20 protein-coding genes and 1 riboswitch are annotated in these 18,800 nt (G+C 66.1%); of the genes, 12 read left to right on the forward strand and 8 right to left on the reverse strand.

The window, feature by feature from the left end; genetic code table 11:
• Positions 1 to 18 precede the first annotated feature (18 nt).
• Together OEL49_RS15235 and OEL49_RS15240 are read right to left on the reverse strand one after the other, a co-directional pair.
• The gene (locus tag OEL49_RS15235) at positions 19 to 558 is read right to left on the reverse strand and encodes a cytochrome b (RefSeq protein WP_014237409.1); all 540 of its coding nucleotides are present in this window, start codon (positions 556 to 558) and stop codon (positions 19 to 21) included.
• A gap of 14 nt (positions 559 to 572) precedes the next feature.
• Entirely contained in the window at positions 573 to 1,418 is an 846-nt protein-coding gene (locus OEL49_RS15240; RefSeq protein WP_287875480.1) for a DODA-type extradiol aromatic ring-opening family dioxygenase, read from the reverse strand.
• Positions 1,419 to 1,539: 121 nt separating this feature from the next.
• Here OEL49_RS15240 and OEL49_RS15245 point away from each other — a divergent pair, with 121 nt between their 5' ends.
• Positions 1,540 to 2,439, forward strand: a complete 900-nt coding sequence (locus OEL49_RS15245) for a LysR family transcriptional regulator (protein ID WP_287875482.1) — start codon at positions 1,540 to 1,542, stop codon at positions 2,437 to 2,439.
• 6 nt (positions 2,440 to 2,445) lie between these two features.
• On the opposite strand, the gene OEL49_RS15250 is transcribed toward OEL49_RS15245, so the two are convergent.
• The 3 genes from OEL49_RS15250 to OEL49_RS15260 all read right to left on the reverse strand — a co-directional run bounded on the left by OEL49_RS15250 (position 2,446) and on the right by OEL49_RS15260 (position 4,049).
• The gene (locus OEL49_RS15250; protein ID WP_287875484.1) at positions 2,446 to 3,138 is read right to left on the reverse strand and encodes a hypothetical protein; all 693 of its coding nucleotides are present in this window, start codon (positions 3,136 to 3,138) and stop codon (positions 2,446 to 2,448) included.
• A 121-nt stretch (positions 3,139 to 3,259) separates the two neighbouring features.
• On the reverse strand, positions 3,260 to 3,652 hold the full coding sequence (locus tag OEL49_RS15255) for a carboxymuconolactone decarboxylase family protein (protein WP_287875486.1): 393 nt from the start codon (positions 3,650 to 3,652) through the stop codon (positions 3,260 to 3,262).
• The gene (locus tag OEL49_RS15260; RefSeq protein WP_287875488.1) at positions 3,585 to 4,049 is read right to left on the reverse strand and encodes a MerR family transcriptional regulator; all 465 of its coding nucleotides are present in this window, start codon (positions 4,047 to 4,049) and stop codon (positions 3,585 to 3,587) included. The genes OEL49_RS15255 and OEL49_RS15260 overlap by 68 nt, the downstream gene beginning before the upstream one ends.
• Before the next feature lie 141 nt (positions 4,050 to 4,190).
• Between OEL49_RS15260 and OEL49_RS15265 the strand changes: the two genes are divergently transcribed.
• The 5 genes from OEL49_RS15265 (at position 4,191) to OEL49_RS15285 (ending at position 11,795) form a co-directional block, all read left to right on the forward strand.
• Positions 4,191 to 5,159: an MBL fold metallo-hydrolase gene (locus OEL49_RS15265; protein WP_287875490.1), complete on the forward strand. Its 969-nt coding sequence runs from the start codon at positions 4,191 to 4,193 to the stop codon at positions 5,157 to 5,159.
• 294 nt (positions 5,160 to 5,453) lie between these two features.
• Complete coding sequence (locus OEL49_RS15270) at positions 5,454 to 5,822, forward strand: hypothetical protein (protein WP_014237402.1); 369 nt, start codon at positions 5,454 to 5,456, stop codon at positions 5,820 to 5,822.
• A gap of 202 nt (positions 5,823 to 6,024) precedes the next feature.
• Positions 6,025 to 8,721, forward strand: a complete 2,697-nt coding sequence (gene acnA, locus OEL49_RS15275; RefSeq protein ID WP_287875492.1) for an aconitate hydratase AcnA — start codon at positions 6,025 to 6,027, stop codon at positions 8,719 to 8,721.
• Positions 8,722 to 9,117: 396 nt separating this feature from the next.
• Entirely contained in the window at positions 9,118 to 10,485 is a 1,368-nt protein-coding gene (locus OEL49_RS15280; protein ID WP_014237400.1) for an EAL and HDOD domain-containing protein, read from the forward strand.
• Positions 10,486 to 10,826: 341 nt separating this feature from the next.
• Complete coding sequence (locus tag OEL49_RS15285) at positions 10,827 to 11,795, forward strand: hypothetical protein (protein WP_287875494.1); 969 nt, start codon at positions 10,827 to 10,829, stop codon at positions 11,793 to 11,795.
• A gap of 94 nt (positions 11,796 to 11,889) precedes the next feature.
• On the opposite strand, the gene OEL49_RS15290 is transcribed toward OEL49_RS15285, so the two are convergent.
• On the reverse strand, positions 11,890 to 12,111 hold the full coding sequence (locus tag OEL49_RS15290) for an RNA-binding S4 domain-containing protein (RefSeq protein WP_014237398.1): 222 nt from the start codon (positions 12,109 to 12,111) through the stop codon (positions 11,890 to 11,892).
• Between the two features lie 157 nt (positions 12,112 to 12,268).
• Here OEL49_RS15290 and OEL49_RS15295 point away from each other — a divergent pair, with 157 nt between their 5' ends.
• The 4 genes from OEL49_RS15295 to OEL49_RS15310 are packed head-to-tail and all read left to right on the forward strand — an operon-like array spanning position 12,269 to position 15,863.
• Positions 12,269 to 12,817, forward strand: a complete 549-nt coding sequence (locus tag OEL49_RS15295) for a TetR/AcrR family transcriptional regulator (RefSeq protein WP_014237397.1) — start codon at positions 12,269 to 12,271, stop codon at positions 12,815 to 12,817.
• On the forward strand, positions 12,814 to 13,779 hold the full coding sequence (locus OEL49_RS15300; protein WP_014237396.1) for an HlyD family secretion protein: 966 nt from the start codon (positions 12,814 to 12,816) through the stop codon (positions 13,777 to 13,779). Before OEL49_RS15295 ends, OEL49_RS15300 begins: the two co-directional genes overlap by 4 nt.
• Before the next feature lie 13 nt (positions 13,780 to 13,792).
• The gene (locus OEL49_RS15305) at positions 13,793 to 14,725 is read left to right on the forward strand and encodes an ABC transporter ATP-binding protein (RefSeq protein ID WP_043799240.1); all 933 of its coding nucleotides are present in this window, start codon (positions 13,793 to 13,795) and stop codon (positions 14,723 to 14,725) included.
• A gap of 4 nt (positions 14,726 to 14,729) precedes the next feature.
• The gene (locus OEL49_RS15310) at positions 14,730 to 15,863 is read left to right on the forward strand and encodes an ABC transporter permease (protein ID WP_014237394.1); all 1,134 of its coding nucleotides are present in this window, start codon (positions 14,730 to 14,732) and stop codon (positions 15,861 to 15,863) included.
• Positions 15,864 to 15,867: 4 nt separating this feature from the next.
• Here OEL49_RS15310 and OEL49_RS15315 read toward each other — a convergent pair whose 3' ends face one another.
• Together OEL49_RS15315 and OEL49_RS15320 are read right to left on the reverse strand one after the other, a co-directional pair.
• Entirely contained in the window at positions 15,868 to 16,779 is a 912-nt protein-coding gene (locus OEL49_RS15315) for an HDOD domain-containing protein (protein ID WP_014237393.1), read from the reverse strand.
• Positions 16,780 to 16,867: 88 nt separating this feature from the next.
• A riboswitch (cyclic di-GMP riboswitch) is annotated at positions 16,868 to 16,963 on the reverse strand.
• A 70-nt stretch (positions 16,964 to 17,033) separates the two neighbouring features.
• Complete coding sequence (locus tag OEL49_RS15320; RefSeq protein ID WP_014237392.1) at positions 17,034 to 17,375, reverse strand: YkgJ family cysteine cluster protein; 342 nt, start codon at positions 17,373 to 17,375, stop codon at positions 17,034 to 17,036.
• Positions 17,376 to 17,758: 383 nt separating this feature from the next.
• Here OEL49_RS15320 and OEL49_RS15325 point away from each other — a divergent pair, with 383 nt between their 5' ends.
• Positions 17,759 to 18,352 (forward strand): DUF6776 family protein, encoded by a 594-nt coding sequence (locus OEL49_RS15325; protein WP_014237391.1) that lies wholly within the window; start codon positions 17,759 to 17,761, stop codon positions 18,350 to 18,352.
• A complete protein-coding gene (locus OEL49_RS15330; RefSeq protein WP_014237390.1) occupies positions 18,349 to 18,798 on the forward strand; it encodes a bactofilin family protein in 450 nt (149 codons plus the stop codon). The genes OEL49_RS15325 and OEL49_RS15330 overlap by 4 nt, the downstream gene beginning before the upstream one ends.
• The last annotated feature ends 2 nt before the right edge of the window (positions 18,799 to 18,800 follow it).

Here is an 18,800-nt window from a genome sequence, read left to right on the forward strand (position 1 = left end):
CGTTTTTCTTGGTGCGGCTCAGGAGCGGCCCGGCAGCATGCGGCGCAGGGTGGCGTCCCGGTCCAGGAAGTGGTGCTTCAGGGCGGCGCCGGCATGGGCGGCCACCAGGGCTAGCAGCAGGAAGTTGAGGCTCACATGCACGGTCTTCAGCAGGTTGCCCAGATCCGGGTCCTTGCCGATCAGGTCGGGGATGGGCAGCACGCCGAAATAGACGGTCTGGAAGCCCTTGGCCGAACTCATCAGCCAGCCCGTGAGGGGGATGGCGAACATCAGCAGATACAGCAGGTGATGCACGCCCTCGGCGGCGAGGCGCTGCCAGGCCGGCATGGGCACGGGAGCCGGCGGCCGGTGGCCGAGACGCCAGGCAAAGCGCAGCAGCACCAGCAGGAACAGGCTGACTCCGGCCCACTTGTGCCAGGAGTAGATCTGCAGCTTCTGCGGCGACAGGGGCAGGCCGGTCATGTAGAAGCCGACGCCCAGGGCGCCGAAGAGGCCCAGGGCCATCAGCCAGTGCAGGGCCTTGGCGGTGCTGCTGTAACGGTCGGTGCTGTGGTTCATGGTGATTCCTCGCTTCAATGGGCAGCTACCGCGGCGGACACCGGGGTAGACGCGGAATGGTCGATTTGGTTTGCGCCCCCGGCGGTGACGCCGAAGGCATAGCTGTCCATGCCGATCACGCCATAGACCAGGCCCCCTTCCAGGCGGCGGGCGGCGGCCCAGTCCTCGCCGGCAGCACCGATGGCCACCAGCAGGGGCTGCAGGTGTTCGTCGGTGGGATGGGCGCGCACCGCGTGGGGTGCCCGGCGGCGCAGGTCCAGCAGGGCCTCCAGGTCGCCGGCGGCGATGGTGTCAGCCACCCACTCCATGAACTCCCGGGCGTAGGCCGCTTCGCCGCCGCCCAGGCGGAAGTCCATCAGGTTGTGGGTGATGCTGCCGGAGGCCAGCACCAGCACGCCCTGCTGCCGCAGGGGCGCCAGGGCTCGACCCAGGGCCAGCAGCACCTGGGGCGAACCGGTCATGGGCAGGGACAGCTGCACCACCGGCACGTCGGCTTGCGGGTAGAGGTGCATGAGAGGCACCCAGGCGCCGTGGTCCAGGCCCCGGTGGGGATTGCTGCGGCCGGGGAAGCCGGCCCGGGCCAAGGCCTCCAGGACCTCGGCCGCCACCTCGGGGGCGCCGGCGGCCGGGTAGCGCAACTGGTACAGGGCCTCCGGGAAGCCGCCGAAGTCGTGGATGGTCTCGGGCCGGGGGCTGGTGGCCACTTCCAGGCCGGCGGTGATCCAGTGGGGGGACACCACCACCACCGCCCGGGGCTTGGGCAGTTGCCGCCCCAGGGCCGTCAGCCGGGGGCCGATGATGCCGGGCTCCAGGGCGAAGGTCGGCGCGCCGTGGGAAATGAACAGGGTGGGCAGGGTCATGGTGCGGTCCCTCTAAAGTGGGCGGCAACAGGTGTGGCCGCGATGAAACGTACTTTATTGAACCGACGATTGAAGATAAATATACAATCCGGTGACTAACTGTTTTGATATTCGGAACAAAATGGACAGATTCCGGGAAATGGAAGCCTTCGTTGCTGTGGTGGACAGCGGCAGCTTCGTCAAGGCGGCGGACCAGCTGCGCAGTTCCAAGGCCGCCGTATCGCGCCTGGTGCAGGACCTGGAAAGCCGCCTGGGCGCCCGCCTCCTGCATCGCACCACCCGCCGCCTGTCCCTCACCGAGGCCGGCCGCCTCTACCTGGAACGCAGCAAGCAGATCCTGGAAGAACTGGAGGACGCGGACAGCGCCGTGGGCCTCACCACCAACCGGGCCGTGGGCCAGCTCAAGGTCAATGCCCCCCTCTCCTTCGGCGTGCTGCACCTGGCGCCGCTGTGGGGCGCCTTTCTCGCCACCCATCCGGAAGTGAGCCTGGATGTGAGCCTCAACGACCGGGTGGTGGATCTGGTGGAGGAAGGCTACGACCTGGCGGTTCGCATCACCCGCCTGCCCGACTCCTCCCTGGTTTCCCGGCGCCTGGCCAGCACCCGCATCCTGCTCTGCGCCTCGCCCCAGTACCTGGCGGCCCACGGCACGCCCCAGACCCTGACCGACCTGGCCCGGCACCAGTTCATCGGCTACAGCTATTCCCCCAGCGGCGACACCCTGGAACTGGAAGGCCCCCACGGCATGGAAAGCGTAAATCTCCGCCCCCGCTTCCACGCCAACAACGGCGACACCTGCCGCGCCGCCGCCCTGGACCACCAGGGCATCGTTTTCCAGCCCACCTTCCTCTGCCACCAGGACCTGGCCAGCGGCCGCCTGGTGCCCATCCTGCCCCAGTACAAGCAGCGGGAACTGGGCATCTACGCCGTCTATCCCTCACGCAAGCACCTCTCGGGCAAGGTGCGGGCCCTGGTCAATTTCCTGGCGACGGCCTTCGAGCAGGCGCCCTGGGAGAACTAGCCCCCGTCAGCTGCGGGAAAGCAGCCCCAGGAAAGGCACCATGCGGATCAGGAACTGCAGCAGCGGTACGGCAATGACCAGTACCAGCAGCACCCGCGCCACCTTGCCCCAAACCGGCCGGGCGGTATTGTCGCTGCAACGCCAGACCAGGACCGTCACGCTCAAAAGCAGCGTCCACACTAAACCGACGGTCAATGGAAACACGAACATGGACAGCAGTACCTGGGTCTTTCCGTCCAGGTTCCCGATGAGGACATTGACGACAAGGCTGGCGAGGAAGGGCTCCGGAACATAGACAAGCCAGAAGGCCTTCCACAACGGCAGGCGCCCCTGCAGCAGCTCGGCCACGAAGCCGCTTCCTGCATCCGTCGTCTCCGGTTCCCTGGGCTGCGCTGGACGGCGCATTTCCCGGAACAGCAGCAGCAAGGACAGGCCGCTCGAGAGCATAAGCAGGGACAGGCCCCATACCGCCAGGGTGATTCCGCTTTGACGGAAATCGACCGCTGCATGCAGCAAACTGAGGGCCAGTTGCCGCAGGATGCCGACATCGTTCAATTGGCCGATATCGGCCGCCAGGCCCTCGGTAATCGCCCCGGTGCCAGCCATGGAAAGAAACCAGTAGAGATAAAAGGCTGCCAGGCCGGTGAAGAAGGACCAGGTATTGAGCAACAACAAGGCGAGGCGGACGGAAGGATACATGGGGTGGCGCGACATTTTCCGGACCATGACATGTGCAAGAGCAGGACCATAACCTGCCGCCCCTTACAACGACAAGGGGCATCCGGGACGCCCGCCCCGGGGAACATCGCCGCCGTCCCGCTCACCCGGCTTCGGCAAACACCTCCTGCGCCGCAAACAGGCCGTTGAGGGCCGCCGGAAAGCCGGCATAGACGGCCATCTGCATGATGGTCTCCACCACTTCTTGACGGCTCACACCCACGTTGAGGGCGCCCTGGATGTGCACCTTGAGCTGGGGCGCCGCATTGCCCAGAGCCGTCAGGGCCGCCACCACGGCGATTTCCCGGGAGCGCAGGTCCAGGCCCGGGCGGCTGTAGATGTCGCCGAAGGGAAATTCGATCAGGTAGCGGGCGAAATCCGGGGCAATGCCGGCCAGGCTGGCCACCACCTTTTCCCCGGCCTGGCCGTCAATCTCCTGCAGCTTTGCCAGGCCTCTGGCGTAACGCTCGTTTTGCATCGCTTCGGACTTTTCCATGGGAGGCTCCTTGTGCCTTGGGTTGGATGGATGAAGCCTCCAGCTGCCGGTAATGCTCGACCTTGCCGGCCAGCACCGCCGCCGTTTCCTCCAGCTGGCGGATGTTCCGCCGCACGCCCTCCAGGTGCCGCTCCAGCATTTCCCGGCGCGCCCCGGCGGTGGCTTCGCCCCGGCGGCGCAGCTCGGCGAATTCCTGCATCTGCCGCACCGGCATGCCGGTGCCGCGCAGGCGCAACAGGAAGGCCAGCCAGGCCATGTCGTCAGGCACGTAGCGTCGCTGTCCCCCCGGCCCCCGGGGCACCGCGCCGATGAGGCCGATGCGCTCGTAGTAGCGCAGGGTGTCGGGACTCAGGCCGGTGCTGGCGGCCGCTTCCTGGATGGAGAGATAGGGCTTCATGGCAGGCATCCTAAAAGCTGGAGCGCACTCCAGGTCAAGGGACAAAAAGGCGGGGAAACAGTCCTTGCGGCGAGCCCCGCGTCATAGGCTACACTCCCCTCCTTCTCCCATCATCCCAAACCCATAACAGGAGATTTCCCCATGCAACTGCGCCGCTCACTGCTCGCCCTTTCCACCGCCCTCCTTTTCCTCGCGCCCCTGGCCCGGGCCGAAGCGCCCCAGGTGCAGACCCAGGTGCCCGGCTACTACCGCACCCAGCTGGGCGACTTCGAGGTGACCGCCCTCTACGACGGCGCCATCGAGCTGGAGACCAAGCTGCTGAAGAACGCCCGGCCCCAGGACCTGAACTCCCTGCTGGCCCGCATGTTTGTCGGCAACCCGAAGATGCAGACGGCGGTGAACGCCTACCTGATCAACACCGGCAAGAACCTGGTGCTGGTGGATACGGGCGCCGCCAAGCTGTTCGGCCCCTCCCTCGGCAACATCGCCGCCAACCTGAAGGCGGCCGGCTACAGCCTGGAGCAGGTGGACACAGTGGTGCTGACCCACCTCCACGCCGACCACATGGGCGGCCTCAACGACGCCGGCGGCCAACCCATCTTCCCCAAGGCCCGCATCCTGGCGGCCCAGGAAGACAATGATTTCTGGCTCTCGGAAAAGGTGGCCGCCGCCGCGCCGGAAGGCATGCAGCCCTTCTTCAAGCTGTCCCGGGACAGCGCCGCGCCCTACCTGGCCAAGGGCCAATGGGCCACCTTCACCGCCGGCAGCGAGTTGGTGCCGGGCATCCGGGCGGTCAAGGCCAACGGCCACACCCCCGGCCACACTGCCTTCGCCGTGGAGTCCAAAGGCCAGAAGCTGCTCATCTGGGGCGATCTGGTCCATGCCCACGCCGTGCAGTTCGCCAAACCCGGCGTCTCCATCGAGTTCGACGTGGACCAGAAGCAGGCCATCGCCACGCGCAAGGCCATCATGAAGGAAGCCGCCGCCAGCAAGGTCCTGGTGGGCGGCATGCACCTGCCCTTCCCCGGCCTCGGCCACGTCCGCGCCGAAGGCAAGGGCAGCTACGCCTGGGTGCCGGTGGAGTTTGCGCCCCTGCCGGCCCGTCCCTAACTTCCGGCCCGCCCCCACGACAACGGGAATGGAGCGATCCATTCCCGTTTTTCATGGCACCTACCCTGAAAGCGGCACCAGTCCTTTATCTTCAGCATGCCATCGCCAGGATCGGCCAGGGGCGCGGCTTGCAGCCGAGGTGCCGGGCGCAGTGTGAAAGGGCTTCGGCATTTCCGGCATTGCAGCATAGAATCAGCACGGCCCGTAACGCCGGCAAAGGCGAAAAGGCCGCGTCTCCGTCCCCGGCCGGGGACGGCGCGACAACAAACCATAATCATCAAAGGAGAACGCAACATGCAGCAAACCCTTACCCGCATCGCCATCGTCACGGCCCGCCTGGCCGGCACCGCCGCCCTCATTCTCGGCATCCTGCTCTGGCTCGGCCAGGGCGGCGCCCTGCTCCACGCCCACATGGGCACCGGCGCCCTGCTGGTGCTGTCCCTATGGCTGCTGTCCCTGCTCGGTCTCAAGGCCGCCCCGGCCCTGGCCATCCTCGGCGCCACCTGGGGCGTCGTGGTGCTGGCCCTGGGCGTGTTCCAGACCGCCCTGCTGCCCGGCGACTACCATTGGCTGGTCCAGGCCGCCCACCTGCTGATCGGCATCAGCGCCATGGTGCAGACCGAGCGCCTCGCCGCCGCCATCGGCCGCGCCAACGCCGGCTGAGGACGAACGCCCCACACCCCAGGGCGGCCCGCGGGCCGCCCTTTTTGTTGCCCGGCGTTTTGCTCCGGCGCCGGCCCTAAGGCACGGCAACGGCTGACAGACACGCCCGCGCGGGGGGCCGTAACATGCGCAGCCACATTTCAGGAACATTCGGCCGGCGGCGGACTCAGTACCCATGTCCCTCCCCTTTTCCGGAGCCGTCATGACCACCGATTCCTTTTCCACCCTGCAGCCCCTGGCCACCGCCCGGGGGCCCATCGGCCTCTTCCACTCCCTGCCCGCCCTGGAGGCCGCCGGCATCGGCCCCGTCTCCCGCCTGCCGGTCTCCCTGCGCATCGTCCTCGAAGCCCTGCTGCGCCACTGCGACGGCCGCCGGGTGACGCCCCGGCACGTGCTCCAGCTGGCCAACTGGCAGCCCCGGGCGGAACGCACCGAGGAAATTCCCTTCGTCGTCGCCCGGGTGGTGCTGCAGGACTTCACCGGCGTGCCCCTGCTCTGCGACCTGGCCGCCATGCGCGACGCGGCGGCGGCCCAGGGCACGGACCCCAAGCGCATCGAGCCCCTGGTGCCGGTGGACCTGGTGGTGGACCACTCGGTACAGGTGGACGAGTACGGCACCCCCACGGCCCTGCGCCGCAACATGGAGCTGGAGTTCCAGCGCAACGCCGAGCGCTACCAGTTCATGAAATGGGGCATGCAGGCCTTCGACACCTTCAAGGTGGTGCCGCCGGGCATCGGCATCGTGCACCAGGTGAACCTGGAATACCTGTTCCGCGGCGTGCGCCGCCAGGGCGAACTGCTGTTCCCGGACACCCTGGTGGGCACCGACTCCCACACCACCATGATCAACGGCGTCGGCGTCGTCGGCTGGGGTGTCGGCGGTATCGAAGCGGAGGCGGCCATGCTCGGCCAGCCGGTGTATTTCCTCACTCCCGACGTGGTCGGCGTGGAACTGCGCGGCCGCCTCAACGAAGGTGTTACCGCCACCGACCTGGTGCTCACCGTCACCGAACTGCTGCGCCGGGAAAAGGTGGTGGGCAAGTTCGTCGAATTCTTCGGCCCCGGCAGCACCAGCCTGTCCCTCACCGACCGGGCCACCATCGCCAACATGGCGCCCGAGTACGGCGCCACCCTGGGCTTTTTCCCGGTGGACGAAAAAACCGTGGACTACCTGCGCCAGACCGGCCGCAACGAGGCCGAGGTGGAAGCCTTCGAGGCCTACTTCCGCGCCCAGGGCCTGTTCGGCGCCCCCCGGGCAGGCGACATCGACTACAGCACCCAGCTGAGCCTGGACCTGGCCACCATCGTGCCCTCCCTGGCCGGCCCCAAGCGGCCCCAGGACCGCATCGATCTGTCCGACATGGGCCGCAGTTTCGACACCCTGTTCAGCCAGCCCACCAGCGCCAACGGCTTCGGCAAGCCGGCCGAACAACTGCCGCAGCGCCAGCCCACGGCCCGGGCGGGCGTGGACCTGGGCCACGGCGACGTGCTCATCGCCGCCATCACTTCCTGCACCAACACCTCCAATCCGGCGGTGCTGATCGCCGCCGGCCTGCTGGCGAAAAAGGCGGTGGACAAAGGTCTCTCGGTGCAGCCCCACATCAAGACCTCCCTCGCCCCCGGTTCCCGGGTGGTCACCGACTATCTGGAAAAGGCCGGCCTGCTGGCGCCCCTGGCCCGACTGGGCTTCGCCCTGGCCGGCTACGGCTGCACCACCTGCATCGGCAATGCGGGGGACCTGGCGCCCGAATTCAACCAGGCCATCGCCGAGCGGGACCTGGTGGTGGCCGCCGTGCTCTCCGGCAACCGCAATTTCGAGGCCCGCATCCATCCCGCCATCCGCGCCAACTACCTGGCCTCGCCGCCCCTGGTGGTGGCCTTCGCCATCGCCGGCCGGGTCAATGTGGATCTCACCACCACGCCCCTGGGCACGGGCCGCGACGGCCAACCGGTGTACCTGCGGGAGATCTGGCCCAGTTCGGAGGAAATCGCCACCGTGCTGCCCTTCGCCCAGGACCCGGCCACCTACCGCCGCCTCTACGCCGACTTCACCCGGGACCATGACCTGTGGAACGCGGTGCCGGCGCCGGAGGGACAAATCTACGACTGGCCGCCCTCCACCTATATCGCCCGGCCGCCCTTCTTCGACGGCTTCACTGTCGAGCCGCCGCCCCTGGCGCCCATCAACGGCGCCCGGGCCCTGCTGGTGCTGGGAGACTCGGTCACCACCGACCACATTTCCCCCGCCGGTTCCTTCAAGGCGGCCACCCCGGCGGGCCAGTGGCTCACCGCCCAGGGCGTGAAGTCCCTGGACTTCAATTCCTACGGCTCCCGCCGCGGCCACCACGAGGTCATGGTGCGCGGCACCTTCGCCAACGTGCGGGTGAAGAACCTGATGCTGCCGCCCAAGGCAGACGGCAGCCCGGTGGAAGGCGGCTACACCCTGCTCGACGGGCAGCAGGTGACGGTGTTCGAGGCCGCCAGCGCCTACCAGCAGCGGGGCATCCCCACCCTGGTCTTCGCCGGCGAGGAATACGGCACCGGTTCCTCCCGGGACTGGGCCGCCAAGGGCACCCGGCTCCTCGGCGTGCGGGCCGTGGTGGCCCGCAGCTTCGAGCGCATCCACCGGGCCAACCTGGTGGGCATGGGGGTGCTGCCCCTGCAGTTCAAGGCCGGCACCAGCGCCGCCAGCCTGGGCCTGGACGGCAGCGAGCACTTCGACCTGCCCGGCGCCGACGGTCCCCTGCAAGCCCAGCAGGACCTGATGCTGCGCATCACCCGCAGCGACGGACGGGTGGAGCAAGTGCCCCTGCTGTGTCGCATCGATACCCCCATCGAGGTGGAATACTTCCGCCACGGCGGCATCCTGCCCTACGTGCTGCGCCAGTTGCTGAGCTAGGCGGCAAGCCGGATAACAAGGTCTCCGCCTATTTTTTAGGCGGAGGCCAAAAACCCTGGCGGGTGACGCACTTAGGTGATTTGCCCACTGCTTTTCCACAGGCTTGTTCCCCTAAAAGGTGGATAAAGGCGTTTTATCCACCGGCGGAACCCCGCGCCAATGCTCGATCTGCGGCCAATCCCCCGGTTTTGCCCCGATTGCCTTTTTTTTAGGCGAAGAGCAAAAACAGCGATGAATCAGGGGGCTGGCGCGCTTATCCCCGGCCTATCCACAGACTTGCTCCGGTGAATCGGGGATAAGATTTACCTCCCCGACTGCCAACTTTTGACAGCTTTCCACCCCGGCGAGGGACGTAAAATAACGGGTTACAACAACCCACAATAAAATCCCCGACCCATGGTTTTTGGCAAACTCATCGGCCGTCTCACCGGCCAGGACGACACCCCGCTCCAGCCCCTGCCCCTTTCCGCCCTGGTGACGACGCCCGTCGTCGATCCGGCCGTGGCGGCCCAGCAACGGCAACGCGCCGCCGCCGAAGCCATGTTGCGGCGTGAAGAAATCATCGACAGCCGCAACCGTCTCTGCGGCTACCGCTTTTCCACCGCCGGCAGCGCCGCCGGACAAACGTCACCCCAGGCCGACGCGCCGGCGGAAAGCGCTTTCCTCGCCGCCCTGGCAGGGATCGACCTGCCCGCCTTCGCCACCCGCCGCCTGGCCCTGGTGCCGATCTCCCGCGCCGCCCTGGCCGCTGGCGGCCATCTGCCCCTGCGGGCCGCCCGCAGCACCTTGCTGCTGGATGTGGAAGGTTCCGACGTGGAGGCCTGGCTGCCCCTGTTGCAGCAGGCCAGGGCGGATGGCTGCCGCCTCGCCCTGCGCGGCCTCACCCTGCTGCCGGAACACGCGCCCCTGCTGGCCCTGGCGGACCTGGCCCTGCTCCGCCTGGACGACTACGACCTCACCGATTTCCAGCGCCTGGCCCGGGGCCTGAAGGCAGCCGCACCCCAGCTGGAGCTGGCCGCCGACGGCGTGCCCGGTTGGCCGGAACGCCGCATGTGCGCGGCCTGGGGCTTCGACTACTGCCTCGGCCCGTTCACCGTGCTGGCCGATTGCGAGGAACCCGAAGGCAAGCTGGACAACTCCCGGGTCGTGCTCATGGAAATGCTCAACCTGATCCGGGCCGAGGCCGACCTGGCGGACCTGGGCGCCGTGGCCAAGAAGGACCCGGGCATCGCCCTCAAGGTGCTGGCCCTGGCCAACTCCCCGGCAGCCGGCCTGTCGGCGCCGGTGGCCAGCCTGGAACAGGCCATCATGGTCCTGGGCCGGCAGCGCCTGTACCGCTGGCTCACCGTCGCCATGTTCCGCGTCGGCACGCCCCGGGACCGGGACGAGGCCCTGCTGGAAGTGGCCATGACCCGGGCCCGCTTCCTCGAAACCGTGGCCGACGGCGTGCTGGCCAAGAAGGATTGCGACGAGCTGTTCCTGGTGGGCCTGCTCTCCCTCTTCGACGTGCTGCTGGCCATGCCCCTGACCAAGGTGCTGCAGCTGATCAATCTGGCGGACGAGGTGACGGACGTCCTGTTGCGCAGCGAGGGGCCCTACGCCCGCTTCCTGCAGCTGGCCCTGGCCGTGGAGCACGGCCGCAGCGCCCAGGCGGCGGACATCGCCGGCGAACTGGGCATCGATCCGGCGAGCCTCGGCAACACCAGCCAGCTGGCCCTGGCCTGGGCCGAAGAAGCCCTGGGCATCAGCGCCCCCGACCTCTAGCCTCGGTCGATTGGTCAACTGCCAATCCGGCAGGCCGCAAGACAAAGGGCCGGCAACGCAAGTTGCCGGCCCTTTGTCTTGCTTCAGTGCTTCTTCGCCACGCGGGACTTGGCCTACGAAGTCACTAGCAACCAAAGCAGTACCAAACCAAAAGGATCGGCCCTAACTGAGCCTAACCTCCGGTCTTTTCTATATAGCTCTTTAGTTCCTTCCTCTCACGCAACTAGCCGATCAGACTATCGCCTGCTCATTGATTTCTATTTGGATTCTGCAGGTCAACTGCATAGTCAAATACCAAAGGCATCGTTTAATCTAATGGTTTCATGTAGAGGGGAAGATAGATGGAATATCGTTTTGTCGTGAATACGGCTAACGGGGTCCAAAATTTTCTAAAGATTGAGAGCCGCAGTAGTGGCGACGTAATCGTTTCTTCGCGATTGTCTTCTGAGGCCCTCGATTTGAATGGTGATCTAAAAACATCCCAGACTCCCGATCTCCAAAAAATCAGGGGAATGGCCATCACGATTCATCCCAATTTGAAATCAAAAATCGGCTCAATCAGTGTCAATTACAAAACACTGAGAGATGGGAAAGAAGAATCCCGAGAGGTTCAAAGTGCTCTAGATGTAAAACATGGGTTGAGGCTTTTTCCGATACTGCTAGACGTTGGTGAAAACGTTGGAAGTCCGAGACTAACTATTGATCCTAAGAAGCCAAAATATGGGAAAACGTTTTTTATCGATTTATGGCCTGGGCAGGTATTCGACTGGTCAATTCAATCGCTAGGGTATTGTCTTTTTGTCGCCAACCCAGAAGTTTCGGTGGTTTTCCCACAGTCGTTTCCGAGAGAGGTGCGTTGCTTCAAGTTTCCCCATCTGCAACTCATCTTTATGTATTGGGCCCTTGATGTTCCAACTAAAGGAGCAGGGACGAGGATCCAGTTATTTTCTCCGCCCGATCTAGCTCTGCCAGGTCTTGAGTTAAGCGAGGTTGTCGAACTGACAACCATGGCTATCAATGAACACTTGTCTATACATGCTAGTCTCCCAGACTTCTTGTTCGGGCAGCTTCCAGAAAATATTTTGCCGCAACCAGGAATGCTGGTTGTAAATAACAAATGGCATTTCAAAGAGTTCTCTTTCTCCGTGCAGACCATTCGTGATGAAAGCGTGTTACGACTCAATGTGCGTAACGTAGATGGAAATGTCGCCGTAATCGACTTTCGAGGTAATGACATCCTTGAATTTCAACGGCTGCTGAATGAGGCGATAGCAAGAACACCCGGGTTGGCGGCATGGAGAATCGGATAACTCTCGCTGGTGCCATACAGGTCTGTCGTTCGTAACGTTAGCTTTTCATAGCTATGCATTAAAGGAACGGGTAATTGAATCGCTCTAGGGTCGCTTAGGCCTCCTCGGCCACCAGCTGGATGGTCTCGCCGCCGAACTGCACCTTCTGCCCGGGGCGCAGCTTGGCCCGCTTGCGCGTTTCCACCTTGCCGTCCACCTTCACCTGGCCCTCGTCCACCATGATGTGGGCCTCGCCGCCGGAAGACACCAGGCTGGCCGCCTTGAGCAGTTGATCAAGCTGGATGTATTCGCCGCGCACGGGAAAAACGATGGCCATGAAAAATCCTTCAGAAAATAACGGCCGCTAAAGCCAAGGGCCGCATTGTCCCAGACTCAACCGGCAGCCACCACCGGCCCGGGCGAAATATTTTTGGTAAGCCCACCAAATTTTGGTAGAGTTACCAAACAGTATTCACCCACGGCATCCACCGACCATGAGCGTCAAGCAACGGCTCCTCGCCGCCGGCGTCACCCTGCTCCACGAACAGGGCCTGGCGGCCCTCACCCAGCCCCGCATCGCCAAGGCGGCCGGGGTCAGCCAGAGCCATCTCACCTATTACTTCCCCACCCGCAACGAACTGCTGCTGGCCATCGCCGAACAGTCGGTGAATGACGCCCTGACACGCCAGCTGGGCAGCCCGGAGGCCGACCCGGCCCAGGCCCTGTCCACCGCCATGCGCTTCCTGCCTCGGGTGCGCATGCTGCTGGGCCTGGTGGCCGCCGCCGATCAGGAACCGTCCCTGCGGGAAGCGGTGAGCCGCCTGGTGGAGCACGTGCGCCAATCCATCGCCCAATTGCTGAGCCACCTGGGCTACGCGCCGGAGGCGCCCCAGGTGCTGGTCTTCCACGCCGCCATCGTCGGCCTGGCGGTGATGAACCTGGGCCGCCAGAGCCCCCAATCCGAAGCGGAGCTGGCCGTGGGCCTGCGCCAGCTTCTGGCCCTCCTGCCCCATCCCACCGCCCCGGGGAGTCCCGCACCATGAAAAGCGCCACCCTGCCCCTGCTGCTCGCCGCCGCCCTGCCCCTGCTGGCTGCCTGCGGCCGCGATGCCGCCCCCGCCTACCCGGGTTACGTGGAAGGCGAATACCTCTACCTGGCGGCACCCCAGGCCGGCTACCTGAAGTCCCTGGAGACGCCCCGGGGCAGCCGGGTGAGCCAGGGCCAGGCCCTTTTTGCCGTGGCGGCGGACCCGGATGCCCAGGCCCTGGCCGAGGCCGAGGCCCGCATCGCCGCCGCCCGGGAAAAGGCGGAAAACCTCAAGGAACCGCGCCGGGCGCCGGAGATCGCCGGGCTGGAAGCCAATCTGCGGGCGGCCGAAGCGGGCCGCCGCCTGGCCCGCACCCGCCTCGACCAGCAGCAGGCCCTGGCGCGGCAGAACTTCGTCGCCCAGGCCAAGCTGGACGAAGCCCAGAGCGCCTTCGACCAGGCCGTGGCCCAGGAGGAGGCGGCCCGCCAGCAGCTGGCCACCTACCGCAGCACCCTGGGCCGCCAGGCCGAGGTCAAAGGCGCCGAGGCCGACCTGCAGGCCGCCGCCGCCCTGGCGGCCCAGAAGCGCTGGGTGGTGGAGCGGAAGGCCGTCAGCGCGCCTGCCGCCGGCGAGGTGACGGAGACCTACTACCGTCCCGGCGAATGGGTGCCCGCCGGCGCCGCCGTGGCCAGCCTGCTGCCGGATAACCGCCGCAAGCTGCGCTTCTACGTGCCGGAAACGGCCCTGGCCGGGCTCAAGCCGGGACAGGCGGTGGAAGCGGCCTGCGACGGCTGCACCCAGCCCATCCGCGCCAGCATCGACTTCATCGCGCCCCAGGCCGAATACACGCCGCCGGTGATCTACAGCCGGGGCAGCCGGGAAAAGCTGGTGTTCCGCATCGAGGCGGCGCCGGCCCCGGAGCAGGCCGCCAGCCTGCGTCCCGGCCTGCCGGTGGATGTGCGCCTGCTGGAGCGCTGAGATGGAAGCCGGGATGAACGCCCCCCCGCTGGTCATCGACGTCACCGGCATCAACAAGCACTTCGGCGACAAGCACGTGGTGAAGGACCTGGCGCTGCAGGTGCGGCAGGGGGAAATCTTCGGCTTCCTCGGCCCCAACGGCAGCGGCAAGACCACCTCCATCCGCATGCTGTGCGGCCTGCTGACGCCGGACAGCGGCCAGGGCACCTGCCTGGGTCTGGACGTGTTACGGGAGAGCGCCGCCATCAAGCGCCAGGTGGGCTACATGACCCAGAGGTTCTCCCTGTGGGACGACCTCACCATCGGCGAGAACCTGGATTTCGTCGCCCGCATGTTCGGCATGGAGCGGCGCCGGGAGGCGGTGGACCGGGCCCTGGAGGAACTGGGCCTGGGCGGCCGTCGCAGCCAGCTGGCCGGCACCCTTTCCGGTGGCTGGAAGCAGCGTCTGGCCCTGGCCTCCTGCCTGCTGCACCGGCCCCGGCTCTTGCTCCTGGACGAGCCCACCGCCGGGGTGGACCCCAAGGCCCGGCGCGACTTCTGGGAGGAAATCCACCGCCTCTCCGCCGCCGGCATCACGGTGCTCGTATCCACCCATTACATGGACGAGGCCGAGCGCTGCCACCGTCTCGCCTACATCGCCTACGGCACCCTGCTGGCCTCGGGCACGGCGGAGCAGGTGGTGGCAGCCCAGGGCCTGCACACCCGGGAAATCAGCGGCGCCAGCCTGCACGGCCTGGGGGAGGCACTGCGCGGCCTGCCCGGGGTGGATCTGGTGGCCAGTTTCGGCAACGTGCTCCACGTCAGCGGCCGCGACGAGGCCAGGCTGCAAGCCAGTCTGGAAGCCTTCCTCCAGGGCAAGCCCCTGGAGATGGCCGTCGTTCCTGCCTCTCTGGAGGATGCCTTCATCCACCTCATGCAGGGCAGTCCGGATCCGTTCCAGGGGTGATGCCATGAATCAACTCTCCCACTCGTTTTCCCTCTCCCGCTGGTTCGGCATCCTGCTCAAGGAGTTCATCCAGCTGAAGCGGGACCGGCTCACCTTCGGCATGATCGTCGGCATTCCCATCATCCAGCTGCTGCTGTTCGGCTTCGCCATCAACTCCGACCCCAAGCACCTGCCCACCGCCATCGTCATGGCCGACCCGGGCCCTTTCGCCCGCTCCTATGTGGCGGCGATGCAGAACAGCGACTATTTCAAGATCGTCGGCAGCGTGGACGAAAAAGAGGCCAACGCCCTGCTGGACCGCAGCCAGGTGCAGTTCGTCGTCACCTTCCCACCCGGCTTCCACCGGGACCTGGTGCGGGGCAAGGCGCCGACCCTGCTGGTGGAGGCGGACGCCACCGACCCCATGGCCGCCGGCGGCGCCATTTCGGTACTCAACAAACTGGGACTGGAAGTTTTCGCCCCCGACCTGCCGGGGCTGGAAAAGACCGCGACGCCGCCCCTGGACCTGCGGGTGCACCGCCGCTACAACCCGGAAGGGCTCACCTCCTACAACGTGGTGCCGGGCCTCCTGGGGGTGATCCTGACCATGACCATGGTGCTGATGACCGGCCTGGCCATGACCCGGGAACGGGAACGGGGCACCTTCGAGAACCTGCTGGCGACGCCGGCCACCCCGGTGGAGGTGATGACCGGCAAGATCGTGCCCTACATCCTCATCGGCCTGATCCAGGTGACCCTGATCCTGCTCGCCGCCCGCTTCATTTTCGACGTGCCCATGCACGGCAACCTGCTGCTGCTCTACGCCGTGGTGCTGCTCTTCATCTGCGCCAACCTGACCCTGGGCATCACCTTCAGTTCCATCGCCCGCAACCAGCTGCAGGCCATGCAGATGACTTTCTTTTTCTTCCTGCCCTCCATGCTGCTCTCGGGCTTCATGTTCCCCTTCCGCGGCATGCCGGAGTGGGCCCAGGTGGTGGGCAATGTCCTGCCCCTCACCCATTTCCTGGTGCTGGTGCGGGGCATCCTGCTCAAGGGCAACGGCATCGACATGGTGTGGAGCAGCGTCTGGCCGATCCTGGCCTTCATCGCCGTGGTGCTGGGTATCGGCCTGCGCACCTTCCGCCGCACCCTGGACTGAAAACCTAGCCCCGGGCGGCGATGACGTCGCCCAGTTCCTCCAGCAGTTCCGGGTACAGCTCTTCCAGTTCGCCGTCGTCGAAACCCAGGTAGGCAAAAGCCTGCTCGCCCCACAGCTGCCACTCGGACTCCTCCGCCACGCCCAGGTAGCGGGCGGCCAGGTGCTCGGCCAGCAGGGACAGGGCGATCAGGGTGCGCACCTCGGCCGGCTCCCGCTCGTCCTCCAGCAGGGTCAGATCGTGGTGGCCGCGGATGGCGCGGACGATCTTCTCCGGCAGCTGCCAATTGTGGGCCAGCATGGCGCCCACCATGACGTGGCTGGTGGCATGGCGCTCGAACTCCACCTCGGGCACCGGCAGGCTGGAATGGTTGGCGGCCATGAGGGTTTCCTTGTAGTCGGGGAAACGCTGCATGAGGATGGGAATGCCGCAGTCGTGGAAAAGGCCGAAGGTGTAGGCATCCTCCACCGAGGTGCCGGGCAGGCGCCGGGCCAGGCAGCCGCAGATGGCGGCGTGCAGGTTGGAGCGTTCCCAGAAGCGCTCCATGCTGACCCCGCCGCCCTTACCCAGACTGCGCTGCAGCTCCAGGCCGGTCACCACCTTGAGGATGTTCTTCAGGCCCAGCACGGCCACCGCCTGCTGCACCGACTGCACCTTGGAGCGCAGGGCGAAGAAGGGGGAATTGGCGGTCTTCATCATGGACGCCGCCAGGCTGACGTCGCCGCTGATGAGACGGTTGATGCGCTGGAAATCCACGTCGTCCTGGCGCGCCTCTTCCATCAGGGAGAGGACCACGCTGGGGCACGGCGGAATGGTGACGGTACTGAGGATGCCGTTGACGGTCTCCAGCTCGATGCTGGCTGCCATGGCAAGGGGAGCGGACGCCCCCGGGGAAAGCTCCGGAACTTCAGCAAACATGACCAACCTCCCAAACTCAATGGTTAGAGGGAATACACGTGGCTTGCGCCGAAGTCTCCTCGCAACCGGCCCGGGATGGCACGTTGCTTATGGCAGTCCCGCCGTCATGGAGCGCCCTTGCCGACGCCCGGTAGACCGGTGACTTTGCGCCCCCGCCTTTCGTACGGGTTTGCCTTTATCAATGGCGCCAACATTAGCACCGGGGCCGGCGGGGGGGCAATCGGGAGCGGCCCGCCAGCGCCGCGGCAAAGGTCTCAGGCAGGGTCCGCCAGGGGCGGCAAACCGTGCTTCTGCCGGGCCCGGGCGCAGGCCTCGTCGGTGATACCCAGTTCTGCCAGGGGATTGAATTCGCGGCAGGGCGAGGGCCGCTGGGCGTAACGGCTGCAGGAGACGGCCACCCCCACCTCGCCGCTCAGGGCGACGCAGCGGGGCGGGCTGGCATCGGTGCCGGTCATGCGCACCAGATGGGGCGTCACGGGCACCGTCAGGGCCAGGGGAATGCCGCCCTCCCAGGCGAAATTCCCGCCCTCCAGCTCGGCCGGATGGAAATCGACGCGGTAGGCGGCGCAGCAGGCGCCGCAGGACTGACAGACCATGACATGACTCGGATCAGAAGGACCGCAACCGGGCCCGGGGAACGCGCCGCAAGGGCTTGCGGGCGCCCATCATACCCAAGCCCGGGCCGCTTGAAAGCAGGAGCATTGGGGCAAAAAACACCGCCGGCAGCGACCGTCCTCTCCCCCTAGGAATCACCCTAGGTAGTTTTTTTTGAAAAAAACATTTAATTTCATGGCTATGCTGCCGATATCTTGAGAAACAGCTTGAAGCATGGGGTCAATTGGGAAACAATCCGCCCCCCAAAGTCTTCTCAGCCAAGCCGAAATTCGTGCCCAGCCAGGAAGCCGCACCCTGCTGAACCGCCAAGCCATCCGGGCCGCGGTTAACTGACTGATAAAACTTTTACGACCGTTCGCGACCGATGCTGCCGACCCCCACCGTCCGGATCGAAGTCCCCAAACCCCTGTGGCACCGCGTGCTGCAGAAGCTGGCCATGGCCGGCGGCGTACTGCTGGCCTTGGCCCTGGCCTTCCGCGCCGGTCAGCATTTCCCCCTGCCTCCGGCAGCGGAGCCGGTCCCGGTGGCCATGGCCGTGCCGGCACCGCCGGAGCCCGCCGTGGCGGCAGCTCCCGCACCCCTGCCCCCGGCAGCGCCGGATGCCTCCCCGGCCGAGCAGGACGGACTGGAACTGAAGGCCTTTAGCGTGGCCCAGGACCCGGCACTGCCGGGCCAGCTGCGTTACCGCCTGACCCTGGCCAATAGCGGCCGCAAATTCAACGGCACCCTGCAATTCGCAGTGGCCGGAGAACAAGAGGGCAAACCGGCGACCTGGCGCTATCCCGCCGCCGGCGATGCCCCGGACCCGAAGTTGAAAGTGGAAGTCAGCCGTTTCCTCAGAACTGCAGGTGTCATCCCCCTACCGGACGGCTTCACGCCGCGCAACGTCACGGTAGATCTTCTCGAACCCAGCGGGGTTCGCTTGAGCCAACAGACAAGGATGGGACGTACATCATGAAAAATTCCAAACCCCTGCGCTTCGGCGCCAACGGTCTGCCCGACGTCGCCATGAAGGGCGTCATCCCCACCGGTACCACGGTCCACGGCGAAGTCGATTTCTGCGGCGGCCTGTGGGTGGACGGCAACGTGCGCGGCGACCTGCGCGGCAAGGAAGGCGAGACCCCGGTCATCGTGGTTAACCAGCAGGCCTTCGTCAAAGGCCACCTGCTGGCCGACCACGTGGTGGTCTATGGCACCGTCAGCGGCAATATCGAGGCCCGGGAAACCCTCTTCCTCGGCCCCTCCGCCAAGGTCAAGGGCGGCCACGTGCGCTACGGCGAGCTGACCATCAGCGAAGGCGCCACCCTCACCGGCCACCTGGTGTGCAACAAGGTGGCCGAGGTCCAGGTCGAGCAGGACGAAGCGGCTCCCCGCCGCGTCACCAAGGTGCGCTCCACGGGCTGAGC

It is taken from the genome of Azospira sp. (assembly GCF_030247495.1).
Lineage (GTDB): Bacteria > Pseudomonadota > Gammaproteobacteria > Burkholderiales > Rhodocyclaceae > Azospira > Azospira oryzae.

What these genes read in the sequence shown, in the direction of transcription:
- OEL49_RS15285 (WP_287875494.1), top strand. Translation starts at nt 10,827, where the DNA reads ATGGAATATCGTTTTGTCGTGAATACGGCTAACGGGGTCCAAAATTTT.
- OEL49_RS15305 (WP_043799240.1), top strand. Translation starts at nt 13,793, where the DNA reads ATGAACGCCCCCCCGCTGGTCATCGACGTCACCGGCATCAACAAGCAC.
- OEL49_RS15260 (WP_287875488.1), bottom strand. Translation starts at nt 4,049, where the DNA reads ATGAAGCCCTATCTCTCCATCCAGGAAGCGGCCGCCAGCACCGGCCTG.
- OEL49_RS15320 (WP_014237392.1), bottom strand. Translation starts at nt 17,375, where the DNA reads ATGGTCTGTCAGTCCTGCGGCGCCTGCTGCGCCGCCTACCGCGTCGAT.
- OEL49_RS15330 (WP_014237390.1), top strand. Translation starts at nt 18,349, where the DNA reads ATGAAAAATTCCAAACCCCTGCGCTTCGGCGCCAACGGTCTGCCCGAC.
- OEL49_RS15310 (WP_014237394.1), top strand. Translation starts at nt 14,730, where the DNA reads ATGAATCAACTCTCCCACTCGTTTTCCCTCTCCCGCTGGTTCGGCATC.
- OEL49_RS15235 (WP_014237409.1), bottom strand. Translation starts at nt 558, where the DNA reads ATGAACCACAGCACCGACCGTTACAGCAGCACCGCCAAGGCCCTGCAC.
- OEL49_RS15265 (WP_287875490.1), top strand. Translation starts at nt 4,191, where the DNA reads ATGCAACTGCGCCGCTCACTGCTCGCCCTTTCCACCGCCCTCCTTTTC.
- OEL49_RS15290 (WP_014237398.1), bottom strand. Translation starts at nt 12,111, where the DNA reads ATGGCCATCGTTTTTCCCGTGCGCGGCGAATACATCCAGCTTGATCAA.
- OEL49_RS15300 (WP_014237396.1), top strand. Translation starts at nt 12,814, where the DNA reads ATGAAAAGCGCCACCCTGCCCCTGCTGCTCGCCGCCGCCCTGCCCCTG.
- OEL49_RS15255 (WP_287875486.1), bottom strand. Translation starts at nt 3,652, where the DNA reads ATGGAAAAGTCCGAAGCGATGCAAAACGAGCGTTACGCCAGAGGCCTG.
- OEL49_RS15270 (WP_014237402.1), top strand. Translation starts at nt 5,454, where the DNA reads ATGCAGCAAACCCTTACCCGCATCGCCATCGTCACGGCCCGCCTGGCC.
- OEL49_RS15315 (WP_014237393.1), bottom strand. Translation starts at nt 16,779, where the DNA reads ATGTTTGCTGAAGTTCCGGAGCTTTCCCCGGGGGCGTCCGCTCCCCTT.
- OEL49_RS15240 (WP_287875480.1), bottom strand. Translation starts at nt 1,418, where the DNA reads ATGACCCTGCCCACCCTGTTCATTTCCCACGGCGCGCCGACCTTCGCC.
- acnA (WP_287875492.1), top strand. Translation starts at nt 6,025, where the DNA reads ATGACCACCGATTCCTTTTCCACCCTGCAGCCCCTGGCCACCGCCCGG.
- OEL49_RS15245 (WP_287875482.1), top strand. Translation starts at nt 1,540, where the DNA reads ATGGACAGATTCCGGGAAATGGAAGCCTTCGTTGCTGTGGTGGACAGC.
- OEL49_RS15280 (WP_014237400.1), top strand. Translation starts at nt 9,118, where the DNA reads ATGGTTTTTGGCAAACTCATCGGCCGTCTCACCGGCCAGGACGACACC.
- OEL49_RS15295 (WP_014237397.1), top strand. Translation starts at nt 12,269, where the DNA reads ATGAGCGTCAAGCAACGGCTCCTCGCCGCCGGCGTCACCCTGCTCCAC.
- OEL49_RS15250 (WP_287875484.1), bottom strand. Translation starts at nt 3,138, where the DNA reads ATGTATCCTTCCGTCCGCCTCGCCTTGTTGTTGCTCAATACCTGGTCC.
- OEL49_RS15325 (WP_014237391.1), top strand. Translation starts at nt 17,759, where the DNA reads ATGCTGCCGACCCCCACCGTCCGGATCGAAGTCCCCAAACCCCTGTGG.